At 42.9% G+C, this 22,264-nt stretch carries 17 protein-coding genes; 10 read left to right on the top strand and 7 right to left on the bottom strand.

Features of this window, described 5'->3' with window-relative positions; translation table 11 throughout:
* The first annotated feature begins 30 nt into the window (after positions 1–30).
* The gene (locus tag DB520_RS18060; protein WP_114751183.1) at positions 31–984 is read left to right on the top strand and encodes a glycoside hydrolase family 43 protein; all 954 of its coding nucleotides are present in this window, start codon (positions 31–33) and stop codon (positions 982–984) included.
* Between the two features lie 114 nt (positions 985–1,098).
* Here the strand turns inward: DB520_RS18060 and DB520_RS18055 are convergent, their stop codons facing one another.
* Entirely contained in the window at positions 1,099–3,273 is a 2,175-nt protein-coding gene (locus DB520_RS18055; RefSeq protein WP_114751371.1) for a S9 family peptidase, read from the bottom strand.
* Positions 3,274–3,420: 147 nt separating this feature from the next.
* On the opposite strand from DB520_RS18055, the gene DB520_RS18050 reads away from it, so the two are divergent.
* The gene (locus DB520_RS18050; protein ID WP_114751182.1) at positions 3,421–4,419 is read left to right on the top strand and encodes a D-alanine--D-alanine ligase; all 999 of its coding nucleotides are present in this window, start codon (positions 3,421–3,423) and stop codon (positions 4,417–4,419) included.
* 280 nt (positions 4,420–4,699) lie between these two features.
* On the opposite strand, the gene metK is transcribed toward DB520_RS18050, so the two are convergent.
* Positions 4,700–5,956, bottom strand: a complete 1,257-nt coding sequence (gene metK, locus DB520_RS18045; RefSeq protein ID WP_114751181.1) for a methionine adenosyltransferase — start codon at positions 5,954–5,956, stop codon at positions 4,700–4,702.
* Positions 5,957–6,049: 93 nt separating this feature from the next.
* On the bottom strand, positions 6,050–6,721 hold the full coding sequence (locus DB520_RS18040; protein WP_114751180.1) for a hypothetical protein: 672 nt from the start codon (positions 6,719–6,721) through the stop codon (positions 6,050–6,052).
* Between the two features lie 345 nt (positions 6,722–7,066).
* Here DB520_RS18040 and rimO point away from each other — a divergent pair, with 345 nt between their 5' ends.
* Entirely contained in the window at positions 7,067–8,386 is a 1,320-nt protein-coding gene (rimO, locus tag DB520_RS18035; RefSeq protein ID WP_114751179.1) for a 30S ribosomal protein S12 methylthiotransferase RimO, read from the top strand.
* Positions 8,387–8,632: 246 nt separating this feature from the next.
* Positions 8,633–9,796 carry a hypothetical protein gene (locus tag DB520_RS18030; RefSeq protein ID WP_114751178.1) on the top strand — a complete coding sequence of 388 codons (1,164 nt, stop codon included), beginning with the start codon at positions 8,633–8,635 and terminating at the stop codon, positions 9,794–9,796.
* On the opposite strand, the gene selD is transcribed toward DB520_RS18030, so the two are convergent.
* Entirely contained in the window at positions 9,793–10,833 is a 1,041-nt protein-coding gene (selD, locus tag DB520_RS18025) for a selenide, water dikinase SelD (protein WP_114751177.1), read from the bottom strand. The genes DB520_RS18030 and selD overlap by 4 nt on opposite strands.
* A 6-nt stretch (positions 10,834–10,839) precedes the next feature.
* On the bottom strand, positions 10,840–11,853 hold the full coding sequence (gene mnmH, locus DB520_RS18020) for a tRNA 2-selenouridine(34) synthase MnmH (RefSeq protein ID WP_114751176.1): 1,014 nt from the start codon (positions 11,851–11,853) through the stop codon (positions 10,840–10,842).
* A 109-nt stretch (positions 11,854–11,962) separates the two neighbouring features.
* On the opposite strand from mnmH, the gene DB520_RS18015 reads away from it, so the two are divergent.
* Entirely contained in the window at positions 11,963–12,385 is a 423-nt protein-coding gene (locus DB520_RS18015; protein WP_114751175.1) for a VOC family protein, read from the top strand.
* 256 nt (positions 12,386–12,641) lie between these two features.
* Here DB520_RS18015 and DB520_RS18010 read toward each other — a convergent pair whose 3' ends face one another.
* Entirely contained in the window at positions 12,642–13,634 is a 993-nt protein-coding gene (locus DB520_RS18010; RefSeq protein ID WP_114751174.1) for a bile acid:sodium symporter family protein, read from the bottom strand.
* Complete coding sequence (locus DB520_RS18005; protein ID WP_114751173.1) at positions 13,631–14,395, bottom strand: TrmH family RNA methyltransferase; 765 nt, start codon at positions 14,393–14,395, stop codon at positions 13,631–13,633. Before DB520_RS18005 ends, DB520_RS18010 begins: the two co-directional genes overlap by 4 nt.
* Between DB520_RS18005 and tamL the strand changes: the two genes are divergently transcribed.
* The 5 genes from tamL to DB520_RS17980 form a co-directional block, all read left to right on the top strand.
* The gene (tamL, locus tag DB520_RS18000; protein ID WP_449421223.1) at positions 14,333–16,831 is read left to right on the top strand and encodes a translocation and assembly module lipoprotein TamL; all 2,499 of its coding nucleotides are present in this window, start codon (positions 14,333–14,335) and stop codon (positions 16,829–16,831) included. The two genes, DB520_RS18005 and tamL, sit on opposite strands and share 63 nt — an antisense overlap.
* A gap of 50 nt (positions 16,832–16,881) precedes the next feature.
* A complete protein-coding gene (locus DB520_RS17995; protein ID WP_114751370.1) occupies positions 16,882–17,217 on the top strand; it encodes a nucleotidyltransferase family protein in 336 nt (111 codons plus the stop codon).
* Positions 17,218–18,120: 903 nt separating this feature from the next.
* Positions 18,121–18,468 carry a hypothetical protein gene (locus DB520_RS17990; RefSeq protein ID WP_114751171.1) on the top strand — a complete coding sequence of 116 codons (348 nt, stop codon included), beginning with the start codon at positions 18,121–18,123 and terminating at the stop codon, positions 18,466–18,468.
* Positions 18,469–19,186: 718 nt separating this feature from the next.
* Positions 19,187–19,651, top strand: coding sequence for a hypothetical protein (locus DB520_RS17985; RefSeq protein ID WP_114751170.1), 465 nt, complete (start codon positions 19,187–19,189; stop codon positions 19,649–19,651).
* A 78-nt stretch (positions 19,652–19,729) separates the two neighbouring features.
* A partial coding sequence (locus DB520_RS17980) for a S8 family serine peptidase (protein WP_114751169.1) occupies positions 19,730–22,264 on the top strand: 2,535 nt, incomplete at its 3' end.

Genomic DNA, 22,264 nt, shown 5'->3' with positions numbered 1-22,264 from the left:
AACTATTCTTGATTTAGCTTTGAACCGGAAATGGAAAAATTACGCTATCTGTTATTCCTACTTGTTTTCTCGTCCTGTGATCTTCCAGAAGAAGACCCCATTTATATGTTTTCCTATTTTATGGGTAATGGGGAAGACGGACTGCACCTGGCTTACTCCATGGATGGCCTGTATTGGGAAGCAATTGGGGAAGGGAAATCTTTTCTCACTCCTGAGGTAGGAGAGGATAAGCTAATGAGGGATCCCTGTGTCATCCGAGGTAGGGATGGAAAGTTTCATATGGTATGGACTGTAAGTTGGAATGAAAAGGGGATTGGGTATGCAAGCTCTCCAGACCTCATTCACTGGTCCGAACAGCAATATATCCCTGTGATGGAACATGAGGAAAACGCCCGAAATACCTGGGCACCTGAGGTTTTTTATGATGACAAGGAGGATATTTACCTGATATTTTGGGCTAGCACCATCTCCGGACTATATCCTGAAACCCAATCTGAGGAAGAGGATGCCTATAATCACCGACAATATTATGTTACCTCCAAGGATTTTAAGTCCTTTTCCGAGACTAAATTGTTTTATGAACCCGGTTTCAATGTCATTGACGGCACCCTCATCAAAGAAGAGGGTGAATATCTACTTTTTGTAAAAGACGAAACAAGAGAACCCCCAAAAAAGAACATCCGTATAGCCAGAAGTGAGTCACTCACCGAGGGGTATGGGGAAGCGGGAGAGCCTATCACTGGGGATTACTGGGCAGAAGGCCCCACAGTTGCAAAAGTAGCCGACCGCTGGATCGTGTACTTTGACAAATACATAGAAAATAATATGGGCGCTGTGGCCTCCAATGATTTAAAAACCTGGGAGGACATTTCGAGTCAAATTCATTTCCCGGATGGAACCCGGCATGGTACGGTATTTAAGGTAAGCAGGGAGGAGCTTGCATTTCTCAAATCTTTTGGCAGCCCAGAAGGCCTTGAGGAATGACCTTATCTTAGGTGGTAATAGGTGATTTAAATAACAAAACCTGACTGTCTTTTTGCTAATTCCAGTGTTCCAATAGGTATAGGGATTCGGGAGAATCTGGCATATTGCTCAATTTCACAGACTCTTTTTGATGAAGTCCGTCATTTTTCTATAAAGATGAAAAGAAGTGTTGCCTCCTGAAATGCTATGGGCTCTGTTGGGGTAATAAAAGGTTTCAAATTGCTTATTAGCACCAATAAGTGCATTGGTCAGATCAACGGCATTTTGAAAATGCACGTTGTCGTCCCCAGTGCCGTGAATCAGCAGAAAACTCCCTTCTAATTTTCCGACATGAGTGAGTGGGCTATTATCGTCATATCCTGAAGGGTTGAGCTGGGGTGTCTGCAGGTACCTTTCGGTATAGATGGTGTCATAATACCTCCATGTGGTGACAGGGGCCACTGCTATGGCAGTTTTGAATACCTCATTCCCCAGCATAAGGGAAAGTGAGGACATGTATCCTCCATAAGACCAACCCCAAATCCCAATTCTTTCCGGATCCACATAGGGTAATGTCCCCATGTATTTGGCTGCATCTATTTGGTCTTCCACCTCCAATTTTCCCAAATTGGCATAAGTCGCATGTTTGAACTCCCTACCTTTAGCCCCTGTGCCTCTGTTGTCCACACATGCCACTAAATAGCCTTCGCCCGCCAGATGAAAGTGCCAAAAATCCCTGATACTTGTCCAAGAATCTTTTACATTCTGTGAACCAGGACCACCATATACGTACATCAATACGGGATATTTCTTCGCTGGATCAAAATCATGTGGCTTTATCAAATACCCATTCATTTTACTTCCATCTGCGGCCTCCATTTCAAAGAATTCCTTGGAGCCAAGGTTGAAGTTTTCTAACCTTTCCTTTAGCCTGGAATTGTTCTCCAAAACGGTAAGCTCAAGTCCATCCGTGTCAAAAAGCCTGATGAGATCCGGAGTCTCCGTGTTGGAAAAGGTTCCAATGTAATACTTGAAATCTGGACTCATATCCGTTTGATGAGTTCCACTTTCCTTGGTGAGCTGTTTTTTGTTTTCTCCCTTCATATCCACCACAAACAGGTGGGTTTGCAAAGGGGAAACCTCTGTAGAATGAAAATAAATTTTGCCGGCATCCTGATCAATGCCTATGAGCTCAGTGACTTCCCAGTCCCCAGAGGTGATTTGCCGAATAAGGTTGCCAGATAGGTCATGATGGTAAATATGCTTAAACCCATCCTTTTCGGAAGTAGAAATTATTCCCTTTCCGTTGTCCAAGTAAAGTAGATTATCATTGTAATTTAGATCCACATAAGTAGAAGAACTTTCGGATAGCAAAAGCTGGGAGTTTCCTGTTCTGGAATCCGCATGGTACAAATCCATTTGGTTTTGCAAACGATTTAGGCGTATAAAAGCCAAGGTATCGGAATTTCCTGCCCAGAAAATTCTAGGCAGGTAGACGTCCTCTTCCTCCCCACTATCCATTATTACAGTTTCCCCATCCAAATGATGAATATGCACACCAACCACCGCATTCTTTTCTCCAGCTTTAGGGTATTTAAAAATATAATCTTGGGGATACAGCTCCCCCCAGAGCTGCATGTTGTATGCTGGAACCTCACTCTCGTCAAACCTCAAAAAAGCAATTTTTTTTCCATCAGGAGACCATTTAAAGGCCTGTGCCATGCTGAATTCTTCCTCATATACCCAATCTGCTGCACCATTAATTATGTGGTTTTCCTTTCCATCTAAGGTGACCTGATGCAACTCTCCAGACTTTAGATCTTTATAATAAAGGTTGTTATCCTTCACAAATGCCACCTTGGTGTTATCCGGGGACAAGGTGGCATAAGAAACCTTTTCATTCTCGTACAGCGGCTGAAGCTCTTGGGTTTCTCTGTCAAAAACATGATAAACCCCCTTGGTAGACCTTCTATAGATGGACTCCACTTCACTGGATAAAAGCAGCTTGGATTCATCTTCATTAAAGGAATAGCCAGAGAACTGAAGACCGATTTCATTGCCATCCACCACTACTTCTTCCCTTTCTCCGGTTTCAAGGTTGACCCTTACCACCTTGGCACCCCCCTCTTTTTCCAAGGTAGAATAATACCTGCCATCTTTCATCCAGTTGATCCCATACACACCATCCTTGGAAAAGACTCCCTTTTGAAAAATGTCCTCCAACGTAATGTCTACTTGGGCATAAACCGGGCAAATCCCGGGGAAAAGAACCAGGATAGTGATCAGAATGGTAGTGATTTGCTTTGTCATGGATTCCTGTTTTAATCGGCCAAAGATAGCTATTTGGATAAATGGATGAAACAAACCGACGTTAACTATCCTAAATTCCCTATAAAACAACCCACTCCTTTTTCATTATTCCCAAAAAAATGGTAATTCGCAAGAAATAGACATCTGATGAAGAAGAACATTGCCCTAATTACAGGAGGCTTCACAGGGGAGCACGTGGTTTCCCTAAAGAGTGCAGCCATTGTGGAAAAAAACCTGGATAAGGAAAAATACAACATCTATAAAATTTTTATCTACCCTGGGGATTGGTACTTTGAAACCAAGGAAGGCAAAAAACTCCCGGTTAACTTGAATGATTTTTCCCTGGATCTTCCTGAGGGAAAAGTGACTTTTGACGGTGTTTTCAATATTATCCACGGCTCGCCCGGAGAGGATGGCAAACTAGCAGGGTACTTGGAAATGATAGGGATTCCCTACACCACCTGTGATGTCCTTACCTCCGCCATCACTATGAACAAGGCCTACACCAAAGCCATCCTGCAAGACATCCCCGAACTTAAGGTAGCCAAGTCCATGCAATTGATGGGATATAGCACCAGACTAGCCGGTGAAGTGATGCGTCAGCTTACCCTTCCCTGTTTTGTAAAACCCAATACCGGTGGCAGCAGTATAGGCATGAGCAAGGTAAAACAGGCCGAGGAAATGGATGATGCCTTGGTAAAGGCCTTTGAAGAAGATAATCAGGTTTTGGTGGAAGAGTTTGTGGATGGCAGGGAATTTTCCATTGGGATGTATAAGGTAGGCGAGGAGATAAGGGTCCTTCCTGCCACGGAAATCATCAGTTCTAAAGAATTCTTTGATTTTGAGGCCAAATATTCACCAGGGGTTTCTGAGGAAATTACCCCTGGGAGGATGGATGAAAGGGAAGTGGCAAAAGTAAAACAAATCGCAGAGGCAGTGTATGCCAAACTCAACTGTAAAGGGGCAGTAAGAATGGATTACTTCCTGGAAAAAAACACTGGGGAATTTTATTTTATCGAGATCAATACTGTCCCTGGCCAAACGGAAACCAGCCTGATATCCCAGCAAGTGAGGGCCGTGGGCATGACGGTTTCAGAGTTTTATGATGAATTGATCGCTGAAATGTGGGGGAGAGTAGGTAAATAGTTATCATTTTTTAGTCCATTTATCAACCACTCAAGGTTTCCCTGAAACAAGTTCGGGGTGACTAAAGAGGAAAAAACAGGTAAATAAAAAGGACTGGGCTTCTAAATGTTAATCCATCCTGCCCATCTTGTTTTAGGAGGGGAGGGTTGGGGGTTGCACTCAGGAGAAGCCTTTTTTTCCTAATAATATCCTATTTGGCAGAAATCCTGAAATAGAAAGAGAGGTTATTAAACTAGAAAAAATTATAAAAAAAGTGCCCCAAGGGAATGGGGCACTTTTTTTATTCTATCTCAAAAACTTTTTTCAGTTTATCCACATAGTCCAGTTTTTCCCAAGTGAAAAGCTCCACCTCTAAGGTAATGGAGGCGTTATCCGGGGAGTAGAAGGTTTTGGTGACCACCTCATTATTCCTCCCCATATGCCCGTAAGCAGCAGTTTCCTCATAGATGGGGTACCTAAGTTTAAGTCGCTGTTCTATTGCATATGGCCTCATGTCAAAAACCTTCTCTATTCGTTTGGCTATTTCACCGTCTGATAACCCCACTTTTGCTGTTCCATAGGTGTTTACATATAAGCCCATGGGATGAGAAACCCCGATAGCGTAAGAAACCTGTACCAAAACTTCATCTGCTATTCCAGCAGCAACCATATTCTTAGCGATATGCCGGGTAGCATAGGCCGCCGAGCGGTCCACCTTTGAGGGGTCCTTGCCAGAAAAAGCCCCACCCCCATGTGCACCCTTTCCTCCATAGGTGTCAACGATGATTTTTCTGCCAGTAAGCCCGGTGTCCCCGTGGGGGCCCCCAATCACAAATTTGCCTGTAGGATTGATATGAAAAATGATATCCTCGGTAAACATGCTCTGAATGGAAGGAGGCAATTGAGCCTTTACTCTTGGGATAAGAATAGCGATCACATCCTCCTTTATGCATTCCAGCATGCTTTGCTCATCAGCAAAATCATCATGTTGGGTGGAAAGCACGATGGTATGAATCTTTTCCGGTTGATTGTCATCTCCGTATTGGATGGTGACCTGTGCTTTGGCATCAGGTCTTAAATAGGTAATGTCGGAATTTTCTCTCCTTATATTTGCAAGTTCTTTTAACAACCTATGCGAAAGGTCCAATGCCAAGGGAAGATAGTTTTCCGTTTCCTTAGTGGCATAACCAAACATCATTCCTTGGTCTCCGGCTCCCTGTTCTTCGGGATTTCCCCTATCCACCCCCTGATTGATGTCCGCAGATTGCTCATGGATAGCGGATAGCACCCCGCAAGAATTCCCATCAAACATATATGCTCCTTTGGTGTAGCCAATGCGGTTGATCACCTCCCTGGCTATCTTTTGCACATCCAAATAGGTGTTGGAATTCACCTCCCCAGCCAGTATGACCTGCCCGGTGGTTACCATGGTTTCGCAGGCAACTTTAGAGTTAGGGTCAAAGGCCAAAAAATGATCTATGATAGCATCTGAAATTTGATCTGAAATTTTATCCGGGTGTCCCTCTGAAACAGATTCTGAGGTGAATAAATAGGGCATAAATCGCTTTTTTAAAATGAGAGCGTAAATTTACATTTATTGGAGAAAATTAAAAATACAACTTTTAGGATTACCTCCATACTTAAGGAATAATCATACATATCCCTTTCGGAAGAAAATAGGAGCATAAAAAGCCAACCCGAAAACCAGGTACATTAGCCCAGAAAAGAAATGAACAAACAATTGAACAAAGCCTAGTTTTGTCATTTGCATGGGGAAAAACAAGCTTGAAAAAGCAGTGTAAATAATACTTTCCCCCGTGGAAAAAAGGGCAAAAGTGGCAATCCAGAAAAAAGGTAAAGAAAGTAAATTGACATGTTTAAACTTACTCTGCCTCAAAATATCCTTGAAAAAGAACACGGAAAAAAAGAGTACGAGCAAATTTCCAAAAAGATAAGAATAGGTCTGAATTTTCAGGGACAAGGGTTGAAAAAAGAAACTATTGATCAACCCGAAAAATAGAAGAAGGAAAATAGCCAACAAAACCTTTCTCTCCAAGCCACAGGAAAATGGCAAATTATAAAAGAGAAAAAGGATCAAAATCACCTTTCCATACACAAACAAGCTATTATAAAGTAAGATGGATTCTACTCCATGAGCCACGGAAAAATTCCAAACTACTTCAAAAATAAAGGTGAACAAAATCACCATAAAGACTACCCAGTGCGTTTTAGCATGGGTAGAAGAATGGGAGTAAGAAAAAAAATAGAAGGCCGAAAACAATAGTCCCAAAAGCAAACATATGTGAAATACTGACAAGATCATTTATACACAATTGAATTGGATGGCAATTTAGAAAGGTGAGTGCTAGTAAAAAATACCCTAATCGGGGTATTTTTTGGTAAATAGCAAGTATCCTTAAGAATAAATAACGAAAAAGCGCCGATTCCCATCGGCGCGGCTTGAAAAATGGATGCAAGGAGTAAAAAAATTTGCTGTATTACTGCTTCAAAGGTAATCCTAATCCGATCGCAAACCTTATTTTTCCTATTAAGCTATCTTTACTTTAGAATGCGAAAACGCTGATTTACTTAATGTTTCATTAACATTAACCTTTCCCCTCTACTCAATCCTTTTATTTTTCGTACTTTTGCGGGAAATTAATACGCCTTGAAAACGAGAACTTTAAAGAAAGACAAAGTCAACATCATCACCATGGGATGTTCCAAAAACCTAGTGGATTCAGAGGTGTTGCTTAGCCAATTAAAAGGAAATGGTATAGATGCCTCCCACGAGTCAAATGAGAAGGATAATAACATCGTGATTATTAATACCTGTGGGTTTATTGAAAATGCCAAGCAAGAGTCCATAGACACCATCCTGACCTATGCAGATGCGAAAGATCGGGGCTTGGTGGATAAGGTTTATGTAACTGGATGCCTATCCCAAAGGTATAAAGATGACTTAGAAGCAGAGATCCCCCAGGTGGATGCCTTCTTTGGCACACGCGATCTCCCCGCACTGCTCAAAAAGTTTAAGGCGGACTACAAACACGAACTGGTGGGAGAACGCCTACTTAGCCATTCCTCCCACTATGCTTATATGAAAATTTCGGAAGGATGCGACAGGCCATGCTCTTTTTGCGCCATCCCCTTGATGCGGGGAGGCCATATCTCCCGACCCATTGAGGAACTGGTAAAAGAGGCCAGGCATAAAGCTTCGCAGGGAACCAAGGAACTGCTTCTAATTGCCCAGGACAGCACCTATTATGGATTGGACCTTTATCAAAAAAGAAAGTTAGCGGATTTAATGCAGGCATTGGCAGAGGTGGATGGAATAGAGTGGGTACGCCTTCACTATGCCTATCCCACGGGGTTTCCCATGGATGTAATTGATGTGATGGCCTCACATCCCAACATCTGTAACTACTTGGATATCCCTCTGCAACATGGCTCTTCAAAGGTATTGAAAACCATGAGAAGAGGAACAACCCGAGAAAAACAAGAGACATTGATCCATTCCATTCGGGACCGTATCCCCGAAATAGCCATCCGAACCACCTTGATTACAGGCCACCCCGGTGAGGGAGAAAAAGAATTTGAAGAAATGCTCTCCTTTGTAGAGAGAATGCGGTTTGAAAGGTTAGGAGTCTTCACCTATTCCCATGAAGATGGTACACATGCTTTCGGCATGGAGGACACCATTTCTGAAAAGGAAAAACAGGAAAGGGCTGACAGGATCATGGAAATACAAGAAAACATCTCCTTGGAGCATAACCAGAAAAAAATCGGCAACACCTATAAGGTGCTTATCGATAAAAAAGAAAGTGGGCACTTTGTGGGACGTACAGAATTTGACTCGGTAGAAGTAGACAATGAGGTGCTTATAGATGCCAAAAAACATTTCTGCAGGATCGGAGACTTTGTGGAAGTTAAGGTAACTGATGCCACAGCCTTTGATTTATATGGTGAATGTAAGGAATCTCAATAAAGGGATATAAGCCAAGGCGCTTTGAACTTGGTCATTTTCCATCCTCCTTTTTAGGACGAGATAGAAATGGCCAATTAAAAGTTCAATTAGGGAGCTTACATGTATAATTAGCCTTATTAAGGCTAAGAAAGGAGCGAAAACTGCCAACCTTAAACATCCCTCCATTACCTTTTTTCACATAAATTTCTTTTGTTTGCGTAGCAAACCTCTGGAGAAAGATTCCATTGGCATAAATTCCCTATCGCTATGCAATTGATTGAAGTAAACTCCGCTGAAGAGAAAAAGGAGTTTTTAAGAATGGCCGTCCGGCTATACAAGCAGGAAAAAGATTGGATCCAACCTTTGGACAATGATATTGAAGGCCTATTTGACCCCAACACCAATAAGCTTTTCAAGCAAGGCGGGAAGGCCAAAAGATGGTTATTGAAGGACGATGATAAACATACCATAGGCAGGGTTGCGGCTTTTATCAATCCCAAGTGGAAGGAAAAACAACCTACAGGTGGGTTAGGGTTTTTTGAATGTATCCATGATGAAAAAGCCGCCTTTTTATTGTTTGACACTGCCAAGGCATGGTTGGAGAAACAAGGCATGGAAGCCATGGATGGCCCCGTGAATTTTGGAGAAAGGGACAAATGGTGGGGGCTATTGGTAGATGGCTTTTCGCCGCCCAATTACAACATGCCCTGGAACTTCTCCTATTATCAGGATCTATTTGAGCGATATGGGTTTCAAGTGTATTTTAAGCAATATACTTACATGCGATCTGTGTATGGGGTAACCATAGAAGCAAAGATGGAAGGCAGGGCTAAGGAAATCCTAGCTGATCCTGACTTTCAATTTCGCTACTTAAAAGGCAAGGAACTTTGGGGAAAATTCCCTGAATATTTCATGAAAGTCTATAACAAAGCCTGGGCCAGGCATATGGGCAAGTCCATCTCCGAGAGGGAGGCCAAATTGATGTTAACCAAAATGAAACCAATTATTGATCCTAGATTGGTGTATTTTGGTTTTCACAAAGGGGAACCCGTCTCATTCTTTATAAACATACCTGAAATCAACCAACTTTTTAAGCACGTCAACGGGTCGTTAGACCTTATTGGAAAACTGAGATTCCTTTGGCATAAAACCTTTAATCCACCTGACAAAATGCTGGGATTGGTATTTGGGGTTGTACCTGAATTGCAAGGAAAGGGAGTAGAAAGTGCCATGATCATTTCTTACAGGGATATGATCGATAAGGAAAATCTACCCTATAAAACTATAGAAATGAACTGGATTGGGGACTTCAACCCAAAGATGATGCGGGTGTGCGAACAGCTAAATGCCAAAATATACAAAACGCACCACACCTACCGCTATCTCTTCGATAGGGAAAAGCCTTTCGAAAGGCACCCCATGTTTACTTAGTCAATCACTATGATCCCATTAGGTTTCTTTGACCTGAAGACCCCAAATGGCCTTAGCGCATAGGAGTGCTGGGTCATTTTACCCTCAAACTCCTCCGCCTTGCTGGGATCCACAGCAAAAAGCAATCCCCCGCTGGTCTGGGGATCGGCTAAAATATATTGCTGATTCTCATGGCTAAGAATTATTCTGTCTCCATAGCTTTTCCAATTCCTAAGTGTGCCCCCAGGATAGCATTCCAAATTCAGGTAATGTGAAACAAAGTCAAATATGGGCACTTTTTCCATTTCAATCTGGGCAGACAATCCGCTTCCATCCGCCATTTCCAGTAAATGTCCACCCAGGCCAAAGCCAGTGACATCGGTGATCGCATGTACCTCCTCCCAAGCAGCTGCGATAAGGCCAATATCATTAAGTCGCAGCATACTTGCCTTTGCTATTTCCAGGTCATTTTTTCTTGCCAACCCTTTCTTTTCTGCGGTAGTTACTGTTCCCACGCCAATGGGTTTACTCAGGTAGATAAGGTCCCCTTTCCTGGCACCGTTATTTCTTCGAATTTGATGGATTGGGGCTTTTCCGGTCACGGCCAATCCAAAAATGGGTTCCGGGGAGTCGATAGAATGTCCACCGGCCAGTGGAATGCCAGCCTTATGACATACCTGCCTTCCTCCATTTAATACCTCCCCTGCAATTTGCGGTGGAATGGTGGATATGGGCCATCCCAAAATCGCAATGGCCATGATAGGTTGGGCCCCCATGGCATAAATATCGCTTAATGCGTTCGTGGCCGCTATTGCTCCGAAGGTATAAGGGTCGTCCACTATGGGCATAAAAAAGTCGGTCGTGCTTACAATTGCCGTTTCCCCGTCCAAATTCACTACTGCCGCATCATCACTTTGCTCATTACCTACTAAAAGGTGAGGGAATTCAGGTGTACCTATATCAGGATTGCCAAGAATCTCTTTCAGCACAGAAGGGGCTATTTTGCATCCGCAGCCAGCTCCATGGCTATATTGTGTAAGTTTGATTGAGTCGTTCATTATTCCTCATTGATACATTGAATGTAAGTATTTGGCAACCTCCAACACCCCAGGCCCTTCTAAAGGGATGGTTTTTATGACCTTTCCCTTTTTTCTATCAGTAGATACTGCATAAGCTTTATCATAATAATACAAGATAAGGCTGGCCGCCACTCCCAAATCCCCGTTTTCTATGGCAGCAATAGCAGAATCAGTATTCTTACCCCCTAATTTTTTCCGGATTCTTTCTGTGGCTGTAATTAATTGCTCGGCAGGAAGCTCGCCATATGTTTTTACTAAATTTTCAATTCTAAAAGTAAGGGGAACTGATAATTGGATATGATCAGCCTCCTGCTTTTGTAAATAGAAGGCCTCCGGTAAATGTACTCTCCCAATCATAAAGGATTCATCCTCCACCCAAACTACTTTGTTCGCATCCATATTGAGGATCACCTCCAAGAGGTCGTTTTGAAACTGTTCCGTACTGGGCTGTCCTTTGCTCAGCGGGTTGCCAAAACTGGATCCATTGTGGCAGGCCAGTGCCTCTAGGTCTATTACTTGTGCGCCCAAGTCCTTCAAGGCTTGTAATACAAGAGTCTTACCAGACCCGGTAGCACCTGTCAATACCCTAAAGTTGATGGGGCGGGAAAAGGTATGTAGAAGAAAGGCCCTATAGCCTTTATAGCCTTCCTTCAAGGACATGACCTGAAAACCGGCGGTTTCCAATAGCCAGCCCATACTGGAAGACCTCATCCCCCCTCTCCAACAATGAATAAGCAAGGATTGCGAATCCAATGTTTCCGCCCTCCGGATAAAGTCAGCCATCTTGGGACCGACTGCCTCCAAACCCACCTTTAAGGCCTCCCTTTTTCCGAAACTTTTGTATGCAATCCCCACATTGGCTCTTTCTGTGTCAGTGAAAAGGGGAAAAGAGATGGCACAAGGAATATGCCCCTGAAAATACTCAGCGGGAGAACGCGTGTCCAACAAAGGAAACTCCTTTCTTCTAGTAAGAAACTCCTCCACATCTAGTTGCTGCATATCTCTGATTTTAGCCTTAATTTACAATAATAAGGTATCCATTTGACGAAAATTATAGTAACTTACATACCAACCAAGTATTTTTATACTCAAAATAAACCTATTCGTTATGAAAACCTCACTTATACATCTTGTTCCCTATTTGCGGTTTGACGGAAATTGTGAAGAAGCTTTAACTTTCTATTCGCATATATTTAATGGTACTATCAACATAGAACAGCGCTACAAGGTTCTGGGAAATCAAGTATCCGACAGTTACCATTCCAAAATCTTACATGCTCAATTTGAATTTGCTGAGGCACGATTCTTTGCCTGTGACGTATTCCCGGATCGTAAGACCCAACCCTCAGGTACCAACGTGTCTCTTAGCCTACTTTTAGAAGATACAGAACATGCCAGCCATGTTTTCAACTCCCTTAGCGAAGATGGCACCGTTCAAATGCCGTTTGAAAAGCAATTTTGGGGCGATTGGCATGGGGGTTTAAAGGATAAGTTTGGAATAGACTGGAATGTTAACTCCCTAGGGAGGTGAAGAAACCTGAGTTCAAGGCCACTAAATGGCTAAGAGGAATCCATTTAGTATTCATTGCCCTTTGAGTTTGGCGGAGTAATGAGTAGGGGTTTCAAAGTCCAGGAAAAACGCAATTTGGATTGGGCGCCACCCTTGGTCAATCAGGGTCCCTTTTTGAATATGCCGGAAATTATGGGCTCTTTATCAGGAAGGAGTTTTGAGGAAGTAGGCAGAGGGGTTAAATGGCCAAATTGTATTATCGACAACTGAAATCCCCCTAATGATCCTTGGTGTTTTCCCCCATCTTTTCGGCTAGTGCACTTCCATAGATCAGCTGAAGGGTGTGATAGATCATCAAGGGAAGAAGGACCACTCCAAACACCGTCGGGTTCGGAAAAAGAATCTTGCCCATTACAGCACCCTGAACCAAGGATTTTTTTGATCCGCAAAAGAGAACAGTAACGCGATCTGCACGGTCTAATCCCAGCTTCTTTCCAAACACATGCATTATCCCAAGCATCAAAAAGAAAAGCAGGCTCATCCAAAGGCCAAGCATTAAATACTGTCCTAATGCTTGCCCTTCAAACATCCCGCTTCCAAAAGAACTGGCAAATGCAGTGAAGACAATCAATAAGATGATGGTCTGGTCGAACCGCTTAAGCCAAGCCGAATACCTACTGGTCCATTCGCCCCAGTATTTATGAAAAAACAAACCAAGGATTACCGGAACGAGGATTTGCTTGATCAGTTTGACAAAGGTTTCCATCAACTCAAAATCCGCTGATGCAGTGCTCAGAAATAGCCCCATCCATAACGGGGTAACAAATATGCCAAGTATACTGGAAAAACTGGCGTTAAAAATAGCAGCGGGTAAGTTCCCTTTTGCGATAGATACCATGACTACCGAAGAAGAAACCGTGGAAGGCAAGGCTGCCAAATAGAAAGTCCCTGTCCAAAAATAATCTCCCTCTTTGCCAAAAACCATGTGAACCAGCAGAATCAACAAGGGAAACAATAGGAAGGTACTACTTTGCACCAAAAGGTGCAGCCTCCAATTCACCAGGCCATCCAGCAGGCTTTTAGGACTTATTTTTACCCCATAAAAGAAGAAGATCAAGGCGACCCCATAATAGGTGATATCCTCTAAGGGCAAAAAGCTTCTTTCATCTCCCCATGCTGGAAATAAATAGGCCAACAATAGACTAAACAACAACAAGAAAAAAAAGGTGTTGAACCCTGCCTTTGCCAAGGTGGATTTAAGTTTCTTCATTGATCAAAAGATTTTTGATTTTTTTTACGCATAAAGTTGTCACATATCACAGCCGTGGCAATAGCCACATTGAGGGATTCGGCAGCCCCGAACTGGGGGATGCTGATCTTATGATGGATATAAGGTGCTAAGTCCGCAGAAATGCCTCTTGATTCATTTCCCACAAGGATGACCCCTTCCCTACCCAAATCATGTTTATGCAGGTTGTCCCCATCTACAAAAGCCCCAAAAACCGGTATTTTTATTTCGCCCAACACCGTATCCAGAGCCTTATACATAAAGCGAACTCTGCAAAATGACCCCATACTGGCGTTTAATACTTTTGGGTTGTAGAAGTCGGCTGTTTCTGGGGATAAAATCAACTTTTCAATGCCGTACCAATCTGCTATGCGGATGATAGTTCCTAGGTTTCCCGGGTCTCTCACATCGTCCAATGCCAACACCAAATCCCCTTTCCCAATTTCAAAATCTTCTGCTTTCGGTATTGTGGCTACGGCCAATGCGGCGTCGTTGGTTTGAAAGGTTCCTATTTGACTTAGTTCATGCTGACCCACTAAAATGGCTTCCCCCTCAATACTATCCATAAGCTCATGATGCTGATTTTTAAATTTTTCTGTACAAAGAAGCTTGGTAACTGTGAAATTAGCCCGCAACAATTCCGTTACATTTTTAGCCCCTTCCACAAAAAAACTTTGTTCTTGCTTGCGGAATTTTTTCCGGTGCAAGGATTTAATAAACTTAACCGTATTTTTGCTTACCATTTAGCAGGGAATGTAGTAGTGATTCGCATCAAATATATAAACTTTATCATTTTCATCCTCTTTCTTGGAAGTTGCTCCATGACCAGAAGTCTCAGGGAGGGGCAATATCTGGTATATGATGTAGACACCCAGGGCATTCAAGAAAGTGATGCCGAAGTCATAAGAAGCAATATCCAACAAAAACCCAATACCCGTATCCCCTTGCTGAATATCTCCCCAGGGGTAATCCTATACAAGATAGGGGAAATTTCCTACGACAGTACCCGGCTGGCGGAGAGGATGGAAAGCTGGGAAAGTGAAAAGCAAACCATAGAAAATCAAATAGAAACACGTGGTGAAAGCGGAAAGCTTAATAGGAGGCTAGGCAAAGTAGTCTCGCAAATTTCCAGGTTAGAACGTAAACTTGAATACGGCAATTGGTTTATGCGTACCGGGAATCCCTTGGTTTTATTTGACAGTTCAAAGACAGAAGAATCAAAACGGCAAATCCTGGCCTATTTGGTTAATCATGGTTTTTTTGATGCCAAAGTGGAAACCGACGTAGACAAGAAAAAAAGGAGGGCATTCATCAGGTACAGGATAAAGGAAAACTCCCCATACGTAATAGATAGTACATTCACCAGAACCCAGGACAAGGATTTACTGGAGTTGCTTTCTGAAAACAGGAGAAGATCCCACATCAAAGTTGGCAACCGATACATACAAAGTGACCTAAGCAGAGAACGGCAAAGGGTAGAGGATTTGCTGAAGGACAATGGGTATTATACCTTTTCAAAGTCTTTTTTGGAGTACAATGTGTACAAGGATTCCTTAGAAAAAAAAGTAACCATAGAACAGATAATCCGAGTGCCAAGACCTGCGGAAAAGCACACGGTGTATAGTATTGATTCCGTTTTGTTCTCGATAGCTAGTCCTACAGATGTGATTTCCGACGAAAACATTTCCAAGGAGTATGAAGGCATACGCTATGAGCTCTATAGGGACAGGTATTCTGAAAAAGTGATTAACTCCAGGATTTTTTTAAGAAAGGGAGGGAAATACAACCGTAGTGATGTAATAGAGACCCAAAGACAATTAGCTAACCTGGACATGTTCAGGTTTGTCAATATATCCTTTGATACCTTGGGGAACTCCCTGACTACAAGAATTTATACCCGACCTAATCAAAAATACCAAATTACAAACCAGCTAGGAGCAAGTGTAACCGAACAGCTACCCGGGCCATTCTTTAGCCATTCCTTGAGGAATAGGAACTTATTTAGGGGATTAGAAATCTTTGAGTTTAATTTCAGGGCAGGATTGGAGGGGGTAGCCTCTGCTACCACAGAAGGGGGTGTCTATAGAAGTAGGGAGCTCAGTGCCTCAGGATCCGTAATTTTCCCTCAGTTTCTGGTGCCTTTCGATTTTGGAACTTTGGAGCGGTTTGGCCGATATAATCCCAGGACAAGGGTACTCCTAGGGTATAGCTATGTAAATAGGCCTGAATATGTAAGGGATGCCCTCAATACCATTTTTGCCTATAACTGGGCCACCCGGGACCTTAGGCAACAATTTTCTGTCAGCTTATTGGATGCAAACCTTATCCGGTCTGCCCTTAATCCCCTTTTTGAGGAGCGCCTGGTGGAATTGCAGAACCAAGGAAATAACTTGATCAATTCCTTCCTTCCCTCCTATGTCAGCAGTATTTCTGGGCAGGTTATCGTAAATTTCAACCAATACGGGCTTTATAACCGCTCCCAGGCCTCCATGCTCAGGATCTTTTTCGAAAGCGGGGGCACTTCTCTTAATTTTGTGAACAGGGAACTGGTCGAGGACCGGTCTCTTCAATATTTTCAATTTTTGAAATTCCAGACGGATTTTAGGAGATACCTGCCAATCGACAACAGAAGTACCTTTGCCTACAGGTTAAACTTGGGATTAGCAAAACCATATGGGGTGAGTGACGGCATTCTGCCTTACGAAAAATACTTTTTTGCAGGGGGAAGTACAAGTATCCGGGCTTGGCAGCCCAGACGATTAGGACCGGGATCCTTTACCCCTGAGAGGAGGGAAGACGGCACCTTTGACTATCGCTTTGAGCAACCTGGGGAAATCCTTTTTGAGGCCATGTTTGAATATAGGCGCAAGTTGTTCGGGTATTTTGACGGGGCCTTCTTTATTGATGCGGGCAATAGTTGGACCTTTGAGGAAGATCCTACCCGGGAAGGAACAGACTTTAGGGTGGATCGGTTCTACAAAGAATTAGCAGTCGGAACAGGCGTGGGCCTAAGGATGGATTTTGACTTTTTGGTCCTAAGATTGGACATGGGGATAAAGGCCTATGATCCCGCCAGGCCGGAGGGGGAGCGGTTTATCCTGGACAACCTTTCCTTTAACCGGCCCTTGGGGGAAAGGGGACAGCATGTATTTAATATTGGGATAGGCTATCCCTTTTGATGGGAGTTGTCGTGGGTGGAATAAGTTCGTATTTTACTATATTTGTTACTATGAGGGTTAAAGAAGAGATTAAACCAAGGTCGGAGGAATTTATGAGCTTGTGCAAAAATCACCAGGTCAAGTTTCTTTATGCCTTTGGTTCATCTACTATACAAGGCTTTGACGAAACCAACAGTGATATTGATTTTTATGTAGAGGTCGATGCGACCGACCCATTGACCCGTGGGGAGACGCTAATTGATTTATGGGATAAACTTGAACTTTTTTTTGGAAGGAAAGTGGATTTATTGACCGGTTCCTCGCTCAAAAACCCATATTTAAAAGCCAACATCGATCGTTCCAAAGTCCTGATCTATGACGGAAAGAGAAAAGAAATTTTTATGTGATATTGTTCAGGCCACCAAGCTTGTAGAAGAATTTACGGATGATGGTAGATTGATTGTCTGTTAAATAAATCCAGTCACTTAGGGACTGAACTAATCTATAATGGGGTGGAGTACATAACCCTTTGGGAGGTCACAAAGACCACGATAGTGGACAAACCCCATTAACCCCGAGCTATTGGAGTGAAAACCCGGGGCCTGGAAACTCACCACGCCCCAGGAACCTCGGGATGGGTTCAACTCAACTTCGCAAACTTCCTAGATAAAATAAAGTAGGTTAAAGGATTGTATGGGTTTTACCGGCACACTGATCTTGAAAACGCTTCCAAAACCAGGGCTAATCAGAGTTTTCTTTTTTTCTCAATTACATACCTCAGGTAAGCAGTGTTTTTTTTGCAACATTAACCTTACATGAGACTATTAAAAACTATTTTCTCCATTTACTTTACGTTCTTTTTGTTCCCGATAATCGGGATCAGAAAAATCCTGCCTCTACCACAAACCAGCCGCACGACCCTGACTAATTCAGGGCAGGCCTATTTTCTGACAGCCAGCCACTAGCGGAAATGGTAAACCTTCTACAAATCCAAGTTTTTGATTTTGTCCGAAACATAGGTTAGTGGAAAAACACCAATCCCTCAAACCCGAGGGATTAAACTCAACGGAACCCCATCCATGGTATGAGAATATTTGGACATCCCCACCCCAGTTTCTGGCGGGCTACTTGGAAAAAAACCCTTGACTTCGGAAAACTAATCTGTAACTCCACCCTGTCTTGACCACCCCCTTGCGTCCCCCTCCTAAAACTGGAGGGGGAGAGGATCGAATTGGTTCAATTCTCTTCAATAAAACCCGGAGAAGCAGTATTTGGCTCACTTATTCTTGCGGAATTAAACTTCAGTGATCATGAAAAATTTGTTGATATTATTATTGTCGCCGTTGATTTTGGGTTGGAGTTGTGCAGAAAGTGCTTCTCCTGAAAGCAGCAATTGTCTATCAGGGGTTATAATCGGACATGGATGTACTAATGAGGGATATTTGATTGAAGTTTTTGACCTAAAAGGCAAAGAAATTGAAGTAGGTTCGGTAGCATTTGCCGATAAAACATATTTCAATGTAATAATGAGTCTTGAACTGCCGGATACAAATGATTGGCAAACAGGGGACAAATTATATTTTCAAATAAGTGAAATTCCAGTTAAAAATATTATATATGTCAGGATGCATATGCGACCGCACCTCCCTATAATTTAATCAATATTTCCAAAAATGAATGCTTATGAAATCGAGCCTGTCCTGACGGCAGTCAGGGCATGACGAGCACGTCACACACTGGGATGCCCCGATACGGGGAGATGCGAGATTCCCCCGAAGCGAGTCTGGGGCAGGCTATATGGCCTTTAAAAAACAATTTATAATCATATGAAATGCCCATGAGAAAGAATTCTCACACAGGGGGATGATTATCTAGGGCATTCCATATGACCGCTGAAAAGACAATTATAAACATATGAAATCGAGCATGACGAGCACGTCACACACCGGGATGATTATGGTTGCGAGATTCCCCCGAATCGAGTTCGGGGCAAGCTATATGGCCGCTGAAAAGAAAATATAAACACATGAAAAAAATTGTATTTGTTATTTAAAGTTATATTAACTAATATTTTTTTTTCAAAATTCAAATCGATCATCGGATGGGAAATTTTCTATTTTTAAGGATACTTATACTTTAGTGATAGAATATAAAGAAGTTTCTAATTGCAAAAGCACTTGGGAGGTATTTGAGACTTGTGATATATTAATTGCCTTATTTTTTGACATTTTTCAGTTCATAAAACAAATTCAAACTAAAATTTGTTTAATTAAATTTTTTTTATTTATTGTAGCATTATCTTTCTTTATTACGTATGGGGATTAAGGTAGGAGTTAATGGATTCCAATTATGAACCCTCAAATAAAATGGATAAAAATGATGGAAAAGGTAAGTTCAAGGTTGTGTAGGCTTAGCTGTTTGATGCTACTCATCGGTAAAATGACATTTATTGGGGCTTGTCAGGAAATGGGGGAGACGGATAATGATCAAATTGTTTATACAACCACTGGGTATATTTTCGGTTTTGACCCCTGCCTGACAAGAGAACCTTATGAAATTGGTGAAGGTCTTTTAATTGCCACTCCTGCCGATACCTTGTTAACCTATAATTTTCCTGAAAATGTTGTGGAATTTCCGCCAGGCATTTTTGATAATTGGCAGTGGCAATATGTTTTTGATCTGCAGGCTACTAAAGGTAACCCTGATTTCAAAGTGAGGTTTAGATATCGCCATGCTAATGAAGAAGAAATGATTTACCCTCTTTGTCATGGTTCAATTTTCGCTCCGGGTTTTAAATACCAATATCAAATATTAATATTATTTGCAGAAAAAATCGATTAATTAACATAAAACGGACCTATCATAAAAAAAATAATAATTTTACTGGGAATAATTTTTTTTCCAATCACAATTATATTTATGGGGTTCATCCAAAGTGAAGTTGAGTTTTATTATGCTTTTGACGAAAAGATTAGCTTAGAAAAATCTGAAAGTAAATTTTTGGTGAGTTTTGATAAAGCAATTGATACTTCTAGCATTTTGGATGCTTTAGGGGTCAATGAGAATCAGGTTGTAATTGACCGGTTTGATGAGAGAAATTTTTTCATTACTCTTCCCAGCTCTCAGGCCAGACAGCAACTTCTTGACCAAATAAATGCTATTCCCGGAGTTTATGTATTACAGCCCGTTTACAAGGAGCCTTCGGGGCTCGAAATGGGAATAGGTGATGAAATTGTCCTCCAAAAAAGAGAAGAGGCTAATACAGATAAACTAGATTCCCTTATTAATGACTTAGGCTTGATATTTATCAAATCAACACTCATTTATGATCTATACAGGGTGCCAAGAGGCACTGATGCCTTAAGGATGGCAAACATAATACAGGAAAGTGGGCTTACCACCTTTTCTCATCCGAATTTTGTAGTAAGTCCGAAACAATTTCAGGCAATTCCCAATGACACCTATTTCCAAAATCAGTTTTATTTACATAATACCGGTCAGGTTTTTAACCCTGTCCAAGGAAGTGTAGGTACCCCAGATGCAGATATTGATGCCCCGGAAGCTTGGGAAATTACCCAGGGAAGTGCAGATATAATTATAGCTGTTTTAGATGATGGACTTACCCCTAACCATCCGGATTTGCCAAATGCGAGACAATTACGGTTACTGGATAGTAATTATGCAGATGGTGATGCCGATGATCCTTCTCCTGCAAACAACTTAAATCATGGTAATAGTTGCGCAGGGATAATTGGTGCCACAAGAAACAACAATGAAGGAATAACTGGCATCGCCCCTGAGTCAATAATTATGCCTATAAGAATTTTTGATAGTTTTGGAGAAGGAATCATGCCAAACTTGGTGGCCGATGCTATAACATCTGCCGCTGATAATGGGGCAGATATTATTTCCAACAGTTGGGGATATTTACCCCAAAATCCAAATGAAGCCCCAAGCCCAAATCTCATCCCTTGTATCGTAAATGCTATCCAACAAGCTGTAAATCAAGGTAGAAATGGTCGTGGCTCTGTATTTGTTTTTTCAGCGGGTAATACTGCCAGACATACTGAAAATTTTGACGGGGTTATTGCTTTTCCTGCAAATGTCAATATACCAGGGGTTTTTACGGTTGGGGCATCTGATCGAGATGATCTTCAAGCAGATTATAGTCCTACAAGTAACCCTCAAAGCCCTAATAATCAGATTATTGATATTGTTGCCCCCTCTCATAGGGCTTATCCTCCAGGTGCATACCCCCCGGGTACACCAGGTGGAATAGTAGGTGAGACGTTTGAAATATGGACGATTGATATTCCCGGAAATACCGGTGATAATCCCTGGCCTCAATTTACTGTACCCGGGGTACCACAAACGCAAACTTTTAATCCACCACCCTGGGGAGAGGAGTTGCCAAATGCAGGCCCAAATTTTCTGGCATATACAGGAAGGTTCGGTGGAACTTCTGCTGCCGCCCCACAAATTGCAGGGATTGCTGCTCTTGTACTCTCAATCAACCCTGATCTTACATATCTTCAGGTATTTGATATTATTACCAATGCAGCTGACCAAGTTGGTGGATTCAATTATGTAAATGGACGAAGTAATGAATTTGGATTTGGAAGGGCTAATGCTTTTTCTGCAGTATGCGCCGTCATCGAAACCTTGACCATCTCCGGCCCCGACTACCTCTGTTCCACCACGTCATTTACCCTGCAAGACCCTCCCCAAGGGGCCAGCGTCTCTTGGACCGCAACCCCAGCCAACCTGTTCAGTTCCTCCTCCGGCTCAGGCACCACGGCGAACCTCAGCCCGGCCAGTGTACACAACAGGGGCTTCGGCACCATTACCTTCCATGTCGAAACCGACTGCGGGGAGGTCGAAATACCCAAAACGGTATGGGTGGGCACCCCCTCCTTTACCAACCCCACCGTAAACGGCGACCCCTATATCACAGGCTCCTGCCACGGGGTATGCCCGGGATTTCACCAGGCGGAGGTCACCATAGGGGGCATCCCGGATGCCGTGCCACCGGACGTGAACTGGCAGCTTAGCGGCGGGCCGGTAAGCTGGTCATGGGATCCTTTCACCAGCCGCATCACCTTTGAGGTGCAGCCCATGACCCCATTCCCCTTTTCCTTTAACGGCACGGCCACCAACCCCTGCGGCAGCACGCCCTTCACCTTCTGCTTTATCAGCGGCCCCAACTGCCCCCTGAGCAGCTATACCCTCAGCCCTAACCCCGCGGACGAGGAGGTCACCGTCACCAACCTGGCCGCCAAGGACGGGGAGCCGGGCCCAGAGGTGGAAATACAGATCATCAGCCAGGCCTTCGAATCGGTACTTTCCCTAAAAGCCCAAGGCCCAAAAATAAGCGTGCCCACAGGCCACCTGCCCAACGGGCAGTACATCCTCCAGATCTCCGACGAGAACGGCGTGTATAGAAAGCATTTGATT

This window comes from Pleomorphovibrio marinus, from assembly GCF_003347495.1.
Taxonomy (GTDB): Bacteria; Bacteroidota; Bacteroidia; order Cytophagales; family Cyclobacteriaceae; genus Pleomorphovibrio; species Pleomorphovibrio marinus.
The sequence above is the reverse complement of the archived record's forward strand: the minus strand, read 5'-3'. Positions and strand labels throughout refer to the sequence as shown.